Genomic DNA, 11415 nt, shown 5'->3' with positions numbered 1-11415 from the left:
CCACAGCCGTGCCGGACCAGCCGGGCCCGGCCGTCGGGCAGTGTCAGCTCGGACGTGCTGGCCAGAAACGTGTCGACCTCGATCTCGACCGCCCTGGCGAGCAGGTCGCGCGCCCCGGCGCGGAGGATATCGGTCAGTGGATCGTCAACCGCGGAGGGCTGACGAAAAGCAAAAACGTTGGTAGTCTCGGTCATGGCGTATCGCTCTCCTTGAGGTTCTGGCAGGCTCGACACCCGCCTCGATACGCCGCCTCTCTCAACCCGTCATCACCCAGTTTCGGCCATAGCTCTTTCGAGCAAACGGTAGTACTGTTGAATGCGGTTGCGATTTGTACGCATGGCAGCCAAATTGTCGTCGACATTGAAAAAAACTGGCTCAACGTGGCTAGTCCAGAGACGGTGCGCGATCAGGGCGTCTTCTCGATGATGGGAGATGCCGGCCCTTTGAAGTTATGGTGATGAGTGGCAGCGACACCATATCGCAACAACAGAGAGCGCAAGTGACCTTATCTGACCAAAGGTCGTCCTCATCGTCGCGAGGGGATGCTCTTTGCGGTGTAGCCGACAATTTCAGGAGGCGTAAGATATCATTCATAGTTCCGATGTGCGCGGGTTCATCTTTCATGGCGACTAGCAGTTTCCATGGAAACCGCTAATCCGGCCAGGTCGAAGACCAAGTCGAAGAAATCGCGCAAGCCGGTGGCGATCGTCTCTTACGACGAAAAGCCGGGGATCCAGGCCATTGCGACCACGGCTGGATTTGCCGCCGGTGCCGGGTGTCCATCCGGCCTTTGCGCGCGACTTTGAGTATCGGCGTCATGGCACGCTCAGCTTGTTGGCGGGGATCGATCTGCTGACCGGAAAGGTCCATGCTCTCGTCAGAGACCGCCACCGCAGCCGCGAGTTCATCGAATTCCTCAAACTTCTCGACGCCGCCTATCCGGCCAGCACGGCGATCAAGTTGATCCTCGACAATCATTCTGCACACATCTCGAAAGAAACCAGAGCTTGGCTCGACGCACGACCCACAGGCCGCTTCGAACTTACCTTCACGCCCAAGCATGGGTCCTGGCTCAACCTCATCGAGGGCTTCTTCTCCAAGTTCGCCCGCTCCGTCCTGCGCCATATCCGGGTGACATCAAAACACGAACTCAAGCAGCGCATCATAGAAGGCATCGATGACGTCAATCGGCACCCGGTCATCCACACTTGGTCCTACAAGCTGGCCGAGGCCGCCTGATATGATTCGAACCATGGAAACGCTGACCTAGCAAACCCTACGCCAGTCGCGAAATCGGGTTCAGGTGTGTTCATACGAACAAAATGGGTTATCCTGCTGACGACTGCGCAGCCGCGCGTGTCGAACCGTCGTTAAATATTGTCACGGATGCGACAAAATGCGGGTCGAGTTTCTCTCGAAACGCCGAGGTCTCACCCGACCGGAGGCGCCGAACAATGACGAGCGCCAGCCCCGGGATACACGTACGTCATCGTCATCCTCCTGTTTCCAATTGTTTCGACCATACGATCGCCTGACCCGATCCCGTTGCTCCAGCCTCATTGCAGGGCGTTCATTGCTCCTACTGATCGGTCCGCCTCAGCGCTCTGTCTGCATTGGTATTCTCGCCTCGCGGTCTTCGCCGCTTGAGGTAAATCAACGCGGCATCGGCAAACTGCTGAAAAATGTACGGGACCACATGACCGCCGCAGCGAGCGCAAGGGATCCAGCAAAAATTGCAAGGGATCGGGCAATAAGCGTCGTTTTTTGCGGAACCGGGCGTGGTCGTGCCTCACACAGATATCGGCGGCCGATCAGGGCGGCGAAGGGTGTGGCGTCCATTTTACATCAACAAGATCAAAGGCGCTGCGCCTCGGGCTAACAAGGAGAACACGACGTGACTGAATCGCCCATGGTCCTGGTTATCAATAGTGGCTCGTCTTCGCTGAAATTCGCGGTTTACGCCATGGAACGGCGTCATCCGCTGCTCTCCGGGCTCGCCGATCGCCTTGGTCTCGAAGGAGCCACCGTTTCCTTCAAGGATGAGTCGGGCAAGACAGTGCGGGACCTGAAGGAGCCGACGCATGCCTACGCGTTGGACGCCGTGCTCGAGGAATTCGCGGCGCGGGACTGGTCAGGTAGTCTAGCTGCGGTCGGACACCGCGTGGTGCACGGTGGCGAGCGCTTCTCCTCATCTGTCCTCGTCACCCCAGACGTGTTGGTCGAACTTGAGGCCATCAGCCCACTTGCTCCGCTGCACAATCCGCCGGCGGTGCTTGGCATGCGCGTGGCGCTTGCACGCCTGGCAGTACCACACGTAGCCGTACTGGACACAGCCTTCCACCAGAGCATACCGCCCTCGGCCTACCTCTATGCTGTCCCCATGGCGCTGTACCGCGACTACGGCGTGCGCCGCTATGGCTTTCATGGCGCGAGCCACCGCTTCGTAGCGGGGGAAGCTGTAGAGATGCTGGGGCTAGATCGCGCCGGGCACGGGTTAGTCATTGCGCATCTCGGCAATGGTGCCTCGGCCACTGCCGTATTGAACGGCCGTAGCGTGGATACGACAATGGGCATGACACCGCTCGAAGGGCTGGTCATGGGGACGCGCTCCGGGGACATCGATCCGGGAGCGCTGATCTATCTCGCACGTCGCACCGGTTGGAAATGGGACGATATGGACACGCTGCTGAACAGGCGCAGCGGCCTGCTTGGATTGTCCGAGCTATCCAATGACTGCCGTGAGCTGGAGGCAGCTGCGAGCAGCGGCCATGCTGGCGCACAAGCTGCATTGGAGGTTTTCGTGCATCGTTTGGCTCGTCACATCGGCGGCTTGGCCATGTCCCTACCCCGGCTGGACGCGGTTGTCTTCACCGGAGGCATCGGCGAGAACTCGGCTAGGATCCGCAGCATGGCGGTGCGCCGCCTTAAGCCCCTTGGTCTTTCGCTCGACGAGCAGGCGAATCTTCGCATGGTCGGCGGCGCTGCGGGCATCATTAGCGAGGGCAACCGGCCGGTGGCCGCGGTCGTAAGTACGAATGAGGAATGGATGATTGCTCGCGACACGGCGGAACTGGCAGGACTCACCAGATCACAGTAACAGCCTTGCACAATTAGACCCGGAAACGATTCGTTGTATTTGCCGAGTGTGTCATCGTGAATCGCACATCTCCTCCACACGTTTTCTTCCTCGCCCCGCTGGCCCGCGATGTTGGATTGACTTCAATGGCACTCGGGCTGGTGCAAGCGCTGCAGCGTGACCGCATCAGAGTTGCCTTCGCCGAACCGATCACCCGGCCGAAAGACCTGACTGGAAAGACTCATCTTTCCACGCATTTTGCCCGCACTCTGCTTCGTGTGGCGGCTCCGGAACCTATACCGTTCTCAGTCGCTGAGGAACGTGTTAGGAGGGGCCGCCTCGATGCCCTTCTCGATGATGTGGTCTCTCTTGTTGATCAAGCCGGTGCTGGTGTCGACATAGTTGTAGTTGAGGGGCTCATCCCCATTGCCGACCAGCTGCTCGCTATGCAGCTCAACGCGGCAATGGCACGCAGTCTCTCGGCTGCACTGATTCCCGTGATCTCGGGACCGCATCTGCAAGCCAACGGGTTCGCGCACATCCTTGACCTCACTCTTCATCAATACGCCGAGGGTGGCGACCACCCACCAGCGCTAGCCGGTGTACTGATGAACAAACTTAGTGCGGTCCAGGAAAATATGTTCCAGAAGCAACTGCAATCTGGCGGAGAAGCCGCAATGGCGGTGCTCGCGTCTGTACCAGAGGAGCGACGGCTTACCGCACCGCGTCCAATAGACGTTGTCGAGGCGCTCGATCTCAAAGTGGCTTACGAGGGAGACCTTGCACACGGCCGCGTGCAGGAAATGGTCATCTCCGGGCGTGGCGTCGACGGGGTTATCGAACGTTTCCGACCCGGTGCCCTAATCGTTGCCGCGGGCGAACGCAGCGACATCGCACTGGCTGCCGGACTTGCCTATCTCCACGGCACCAAGCTCGCTGGGCTGCTGTTGACCTGCGGCACACAGCTTTCGCATCAGGTGGACGGTCTTCTCCGATCTGCGGCTTTCGCCGGGTTACCCATTTTGATGACGGAGGACGACACCTTTACCACAGGAACAAAGCTGGCTAATCTCGACCGCTACGTTCGTGCGGACGACGCTGAACACATGCAACAGGTCATCGAATTCATCGCGGAGAGAACGGACACTACCTCGCTGCGCAAGAGAATGAATTTACCCGCTCGACAGCGTATGCCCCCGCCGGCCTTCCGCTACAAGCTCGTGGAGGCGGCGCGAAAGGCCAACAAGAGGATCGTGCTGCCGGAAGGTGACGAGCCACGCACCCTGAAGGCGGCCGCCATCTGCCACGAAAAGGGTATCGCCCGCTGTGTGCTGTTGGGCGACCCGGCGCGGATCCGGCTCACTGCCGACGCGCAATCGCTTCGACTGCCGCCGGAACTTGAGATCATTGATCCCGATGCGACCCTTGATCGCTACATCGATCCCATGGTGGAGTTGCGTCGCGGCAAGGGATTGACCGCTCTCCAGGCTAGAGCTCAACTCGCCGATACCGTCTTTCTCGGCACAATGATGCTGGCGCTGAATGAGGTGGATGGCTTGGTCTCTGGTGCCATGCACACCACCGCCAGCACCATCCGTCCCGCGCTCCAATTGATCCGCACTGCGCCGGGCGCATCCATCGTATCCAGCGTATTTTTCATGCTAATGCCGGAGCAAGTGCTGGTCTATGGCGACTGCGCTGTGAATCCAAACCCGAGCGCCGAGCAACTGGCCGAGATTGCAATCCAGTCTGCCGATACCGCGCGAGCATTCGGCATTGAGCCGCGCGTCGCCATGATCTCTTACTCCACAGGCAAATCTGGAAGTGGTGAGGACGTGGAAAAGGTGCGGCGGGCACTGACCATTGCGCGCGAGAAGCGACCCAACCTGCTGATCGATGGCCCCATGCAATATGATGCGGCGAGCGTAGAGAGCGTGGGTCGGCAAAAGGCCCCCGGCAGCCAGCTTGCCGGACGCGCCACCGTCTTTATCTTCCCCGACCTCAATACCGGGAATACCACCTATAAGGCGGTGCAGCGCGCCGCCCACGTGGTAAGCGTGGGGCCGATGCTGCAGGGGCTCCGCAAGCCCGTGAACGACCTCTCGCGCGGTGCGCTGGTAGACGACATCGTCTACACAATCGCGCTCACAGCAATCCAGGCGGGGGGCGCGTACTCAGATTGAACGAATTGGTTGAGTTCAAGTTACCCCTGACGTGATCACCGATCGATGAGGAAAGCTGGACGCTAAATCAATTAACAGCCTCTTACACGAATTTTCTTGAAAGAGCGAGCAGAGGGCATGGCGTACACGCTCTGTTTCACGTGACGAGACACCGCGGCCATACCGTGCAGACGTTTCAGTCGCTCGAGTTGGCCGATCGAAGCTGCCGAATTTTGGGGCCGGATTATTACGTAGTAGACCGACCGGGCTCGCCGATTTGGAGCCCGGAAAGAAAATTGCTGCGCAGTGAGAAGTAACGATGCCAAGAAAAAGGTCCGTCCCGGCTTCGAAGACGGGACTGGCGGCCGCCGTTCCGTTCCCCCCGTGAAACGGATCGCAGAGACCCTCGGGGTGGCCCGTTCCAACCTGATTGAGCGAGCAGGCGGCAAGCGTCCAAAGCGTGGCCCCCAAACCCGAGCGGGGGATGCCGAGCTCACTTCCGACATCCGGCGCCTGGTGCACGCTCGGCCGAGCTATGACTCGTGCGCGCCCGCCGCTTCGATATGCACACGCATCGCGATAGTCCGGTCCCGGAGCGGGGCGTCCCATTTGAGCCTGTAGACCGGGTTGTAAATCGTTGGCGAGTCCGGGACTGCCGATAAGCCTTGTCATCATAATGGATGTTTTAGTATGCAGAGTTTGACATATTGGACATAAAAATATCCAATACAAGGATGGAGATCATGCGCACAACGCCGCCGTTGCCGCTACCCGTGAAGCGAGCCGTTGCGAAGCTCGGGCAGGACATCAGGAATGCCCGCCTGCGGCGTCGTATCACCACGACGACGATGGCGGAGCGCGCGTTCATCACGCGGGTGACGTTGCGCAAGGTTGAGCGTGGCGGCCCTGGCGTGTCGCTTGGCATCTATGCGACGGTGATGTTTGTGCTGGGTCTCGTGTCGCACGTTGCCGATCTCGCCGACGCGCGCAGTGACGAGGTGGGCCTTCAGCTGGAAGAAGAGCGCCTGCCGAAGCGCGTCCGCCAGTCCGGCGCGGCTCGCAAGAGGTCAACATGACCGATCGCGAGCTTCTCATTTACATCGATCTCGAAGGCATGGCGCATCTCGCCGGCCGCGTTGGGGCGGGCGGCCGCAAAGGCAAGGAAAGCGCGACCTTCGAATATGACGCCGCATGGCTTTCCAACCGGCAGCGCTTCGCGCTGGAGCCGTCGCTCACGGTTGGCAAGGGCCCGCATCATACAGGGGCCGGGCGGTTGATATTTGGCGCTATCGGCGACTCCGCGCTCGATCGCGGGGACGCGTTCTGATCCAGAGGGAAGAACGCCGGAAAGCGCGCGACGAAAAGCGCGCGCCGCGCACGTTGCTCGAAGTCGATTACCTGCTCGGCGTCGGCGACATCGCGCGCCAGGGCGCATTACGGGCCGGAGCGGCGTCTGGAGAAGCTCGCCGGCCGCGATGTTCTCATCCTGCGGCGTTTTGATCGTCGCGGCCAGGTACGGATTCCATTCCTGTCGGCGATGAGCTTGCTCGATGCCGGCGCTGCTTGGCGCAGCCATGCGCATCAGCGAGGATGGCGGCAGCGACGAGGATCTCCGTCTTCTACTGGCTCCCGGTTCCTCGTTGGGTGGCGCGCGGCCCAAGGCGTCGGTGATCGATAAGGATGGGAGCCTGCCAATCGCCAAATTCCCGCAGCACGACGATACGACCCGGGTTAGCCTGTGGGAGGCCGTCGCGTTGAAGCTTGCCGCGCAAGCCGGAATCCCAGTGCCGTTGACAATGAGCCCCACAGCTACATGGAGATCGCTGACGCGCTCCGCCAGTACGGGGCGAAAGCCGACGAGGATTGCGCCCAACTCTGGCGCCGAATCGTGTTCAGCATTCTGATTTCGAACAGCGACGACCACCTGCGCAACCATGGTTTTCTCTATCGGCCGTCCGGCTGGCGGCTATCGCCGGCTTATGACATGAACCCCGTCCCCGTGGACCATTAGGCCGTGCATTCTGACGACGGCGATCGATGGAGCGGATGGAACGGCGTCACTCGCGCTTGCGTTCGAGGTGGCGGAGCATTTCGGGTTGAAGCTCGACAAGGCAAAGAAGATCGTGCGCGAGGTTGGCGCGGCCGTAGCAGGTTGGCGCGACGTTGCCGCGTCTGCCGGCCTTACATCAAAGGAGATCGACCGCATGTCGAGCGCGTTCGAATATGATGAACTCAAAACGGCCAACGCCCAATAGGTTGTTGCGTCAAGCTATCGGTTCTTGCGGCGGCGCTCTCACACTTGCTCAAGCAACAGGCGTACCTGCAATAGCCATCACGGTCTCCCCAGATGGACGTCCTTTGTAGTTCTCCCAAAACTACTTCGCGTGGCTTCGCCACAGACGGGACGCAAACTGACCGCCCCTCGCGCGGCGACGAGGGCCCCGGCTCGCTAGACGATCTGTACGCCGCGGTGTCGACATGCCCGCAGCTGATAGGGTTGGCCGGGAGCTCCACTATCTCAGCTCCTACTCGCTGACCTCGGCCCGGTGGAGCAGTTCGCGCAGACCTGGAGTCCCGCAACACGCGATACCAGCGTGCCCGCAATCTTCTCTGCGCCATTGCCGGTGATCCAAGATCGCGTCGTCGCCTTCGCACCGTTCATCGCGTTGCACCCACCCCGCGCCTAACGGGCGCGGGTCCCTATGGCTCGCGACCCGCGTTCCGCGGGCTACGGCGATTGCCCCGCCTTGCGCGCCATAGGCCTAGTTGTAGGCGTCGGGACGCAGGGCGCGCCCCGAAAGAACATCGATCCGCCTGCGGCGCGTCGAATACAGGGCGGCAGACTTTCCATTGCAGTTCCAGCATTCATCCACGAGAGCCGCTCGTGTCTCTTCAACGCTTTCATGGATGGATCCATTCCAAACGAAAGTTGGCCTGGAGGTTGGGCGTCAGTTCCCAGATTGCATTCGCCGCTGCTGTATCTGTGGTAGCGACCGCGTTTCGCTGAACAAGCTGCTCGGATTTGGGCCAGCATCATGTGTGAGAAAAGGCCGGTGGGTGACGGACCGCCGGCCTTTCTTCGGGCTGCCAGGGCTGGGGGGCTAATTCGGAAGCGCCGAACTCGTATTCGTGAGACTGTCGCGCGGCACATAACAACCAACTGTAATACTAGCCGACACCTGACGCGGTCATCCCTGCATCACAAACTCTGGCAACACGGCAGCATCCATGGAATTGGAACCCAGGGTGAGAGCTTCTTGTGCATCCGGGAGAACGCCGTTCGTCAGCCAATCGTCAGTCAGGCGGTCTATCGAGATAGGTTGTGCATTCTCGACAGTACCGGAGTTGGAATATGACTGGCATTGATCGATCTGGCAAATCGCACGTCGGGACTGCAGGTGCGGACAGCGCGGGGAGATCAAGCAGTTCGCGCTCGGAGTCCACTCTCGTCCCTGGCGAAGGCAGCCAATTTTTCGACTCCGTCTTGGAGCGGATGCGCTCTGAGCCCCAAGATAGAGCGCCGCCGCACGCCAGCCACCTGCCAACTTCGGGTGTGACAGCCCCAAGAGGCGACAAGATCAGGGCAGCGAAGCGAAAAATGGGCAGCCTGCTTGAGGACCTCGATGCTTGTCGTAATGCGGCCATGCACGCCCAGAACAAGTCGTCAAGGCAAGCTCAACAGTTCTCGACTACTACGCGAGCTTGCCCCCAGATTTGGCGGGTCGCATTCTGCCCGACGATCAGGCTCGCCGGCTCCGCAATGAGGCGCTCGAGGCGGCGGACGAATGCGACACCCTGGCCACCCGGACTATCCACGGCTTGGGGCAGAGCAGGAACAGTGCGGCAGCCGTGCTCGACCGGATGCGTCAATCCAACACTCTGCCCGATCAGCTGAGCCGCGCGGTTTCCAGCGTGGCAAAACACTACTTGGCCTGCATGAAGTGGTGGGGAAAGAAAGCATTGCGCTCGGAAGGGATACAGTCAGTCTGCGCGGCCACTGCCAACTTGTCAAGCGCAACGCCCGAGATGCGAAAGACCGAAGAGGCCGCACTACGGCTGCGCACCGGCTGGGCGCTGTATACCATGTGCATGTATCTGCAATCGCGGATTGCTCTCGCGCAGGTCATGATTGAGCCGCAGGCGAGCACGTTCGAACCAGCTGTGAGCGAAATGCTCATGAGCGAGAACGGGCGGGTGCGTTTGCTCGGGACCTTCATCGAGGATGTTTTTCCCGCATTCCTCTCTACGGCCGACGCCGTTCTGAAAAGGAACGGAGCGGCACTCGACGCAGAGCACTGCGCCGTTCTGGAAGGAGTGATGGAGCGGCTTTCGGAGTTTGCGTCAGCGTTGCACGGCATCGTTGCCAAGCTAAGGGATGTCGGAACAGGTGCCGACCTCCCATTGGACCTGTTGGACCAGACCGTCGAAGGCGCGTGGGTCACTGCGCACGAGGTCATGCGGCTCCTGGCAGTGCAGCCAAAGATGCCAGCCATGATTGAACCGCCGGCCGAGGCGGGGGCTGTGATACCGACCGATACTACCGGCACGGCTGTAGCGGCTGAAGGCATTGCGGCGCGCAGGAAAGGGAAAGGCAAGCGCACGGGGGCGGGGAGTTCGGCGGCCGGGGGGCGGCCCGAGCCGCAGGTCGCTACGCCCGACGCCGGCACGGCCCCAGCAGAAGGTTATCGTGCTCTCGGATCTGGGCACGAAGAAGCTCGCGACTGCGGAGGAAGCGCATGCGAGGGCGTCATCGTCGGCGACGGGACACTCGGCGATCTGGCAGGCCCCGCCGTCGAAGGAGGCACTGACACGACTGCTCGAGCGATTGGACGAACTTTTGCAATTCGATCTGGCCGGTCAGCAAAGGGCCGTCTCGCAAGCGCGCCAGATGAAACCCGAGGACGCCGACCACGTCGTGGACACTGTCGTCGAGCGCCTGCAGACGCAGTCTGCCGAGATTGAGGCCTGTGTAGCCGCACTGGAGGAGCCTCGTCGGAGCGGCCGACTCACGCCGGCGCAACTGCGCGAAGTGCACAACAAAACAGGCCGGCTCAAGGTGATGTTGTCCGAAGCGCAGGGGGTAGCAAAGGCTTTGAACGAGCGAAGGGCCACGACCAGGATCGATTGCATGAAGAGCTACGCCCTTTCCATCGCAGAAGTACCTTGAACACTTGCGGGCGGCCGAGGAGCTGGCGCCATCGGATCTACCGCGCGCGTTGAAAGGCGAGCCAGGGACGCTGTTCGAGATCAAGCTGCAGCCCGAGGCGCTGCGCAATGGTGCGATGCCGAGCCCGATGTGGGTGCACATCCATACGAAGCGGCCGGTATACGCGCGGCAGTTGGCAACACTGGATGACGGCGAGTTCGCCGCTTGCCACGTGAAGTCCGATGAACAGCGCGGCTACAATCGCCTATGGCAGAACGCTCGAGCCGCGACGGGTCACGAGAACGTCGTGATCCACCGCGGCAAGCTCACGCCAGCGTTCTGCAAGTCCTTGTTGAGCGCCGGTTTTAGCGGCCACCCAACCTATGCGCTGGCCGCAGCGGACCGCGGGTCGACGCAGGTCACTCGACTGGGGATGTAGTTGCGGGGTATCTCGTGGTAGAGTGCTGCTTGTGGTGACATCATCAGTCATACTCCTAGCCGATCGTTTCCTTGGTTTGAATCATATCAGGCGGCATCGGCGAGCTTGTAGGACCAAGTGTGGACAACGGGGCGGCGATTGATGTGGTGGATACTGGCCATGATGCGTTCCTTGAGCTCGAGTTTGGAGGTTACGCGGATGTGGCGGAGGACCGAGCGAGCTAATTTGGAGAAGAAGCCCTCGATGAGGTTCAGCCAGGAGCCGTGCGTCGGGGTGAAGGTGAACTCGAAGCGTCCGCTCGGCCGGGTGGCGAGCCAAGCCTTGGTTTCTTTGGATACATGCGCCGAATGATTGTCGAGGATCAACTTGATCGCGGTCCCTGCCGGATAGGCGGCGTCGAGGAGCTTNAGGAATTCGACGAACTCGCGGCTGCGATGGCGGTCTCTGACGAGAGCATGGACTTTGCCGGTCAACAGGTCGATTCCAGCCAACAGACTGAGCGTGCCGTGGCGCTTGTATTCATGATCCCGGGCAAAGGTCGGGTGGATGCCGGGTTCGGGAGGCAGGTCGGGAGCCGTCGTTGCGATGGCCT

General features: G+C 60.8%; 6 protein-coding genes and 4 pseudogenes. 8 read left to right on the top strand and 2 right to left on the bottom strand.

From position 1 onward, the window contains the following. Positions 1-194, bottom strand: a pseudogene (locus tag A3AI_RS0141165) (IS256 family transposase); the annotation flags it as partial. A gap of 501 nt (positions 195-695) precedes the next feature. Here A3AI_RS0141165 and A3AI_RS44820 point away from each other — a divergent pair. The 8 genes and pseudogenes from A3AI_RS44820 to A3AI_RS44810 form a co-directional block, all read left to right on the top strand. Then, a pseudogene (locus A3AI_RS44820) lies at positions 696-1239 on the top strand (IS630 family transposase); the annotation flags it as partial. A gap of 655 nt (positions 1240-1894) precedes the next feature. Then, positions 1895-3097, top strand: a complete 1203-nt coding sequence (locus A3AI_RS0141155; protein ID WP_024521037.1) for an acetate/propionate family kinase — start codon at positions 1895-1897, stop codon at positions 3095-3097. A 56-nt stretch (positions 3098-3153) separates the two neighbouring features. Beyond that, complete coding sequence (gene pta, locus A3AI_RS0141150) at positions 3154-5259, top strand: phosphate acetyltransferase (RefSeq protein ID WP_036051673.1); 2106 nt, start codon at positions 3154-3156, stop codon at positions 5257-5259. 722 nt (positions 5260-5981) lie between these two features. Next, positions 5982-6314 carry an XRE family transcriptional regulator gene (locus A3AI_RS0141145; RefSeq protein WP_024521035.1) on the top strand — a complete coding sequence of 111 codons (333 nt, stop codon included), beginning with the start codon at positions 5982-5984 and terminating at the stop codon, positions 6312-6314. Further along, a complete protein-coding gene (locus A3AI_RS49790) occupies positions 6311-6565 on the top strand; it encodes a hypothetical protein (protein ID WP_024521034.1) in 255 nt (84 codons plus the stop codon). The genes A3AI_RS0141145 and A3AI_RS49790 overlap by 4 nt, the downstream gene beginning before the upstream one ends. Before the next feature lie 223 nt (positions 6566-6788). Further along, positions 6789-7249: pseudogene (locus tag A3AI_RS50430) on the top strand (HipA domain-containing protein). Between the two features lie 85 nt (positions 7250-7334). Then, complete coding sequence (locus A3AI_RS49780; protein WP_245287083.1) at positions 7335-7493, top strand: hypothetical protein; 159 nt, start codon at positions 7335-7337, stop codon at positions 7491-7493. Positions 7494-8590: 1097 nt separating this feature from the next. Beyond that, positions 8591-10823: pseudogene (locus tag A3AI_RS44810) on the top strand (T3SS effector XopP-like protein). Between the two features lie 86 nt (positions 10824-10909). Here A3AI_RS44810 and A3AI_RS0141120 read toward each other — a convergent pair. After that, a partial coding sequence (locus tag A3AI_RS0141120) for an IS630 family transposase (RefSeq protein ID WP_024521032.1) occupies positions 10910-11415 on the bottom strand: 506 nt, incomplete at its 5' end.

The organism is Bradyrhizobium sp. Tv2a-2, assembly GCF_000472425.1.
Classification (GTDB): Bacteria; Pseudomonadota; Alphaproteobacteria; order Rhizobiales; family Xanthobacteraceae; genus Bradyrhizobium.
This window is presented reverse-complemented; position numbering and strand designations above follow the sequence as displayed.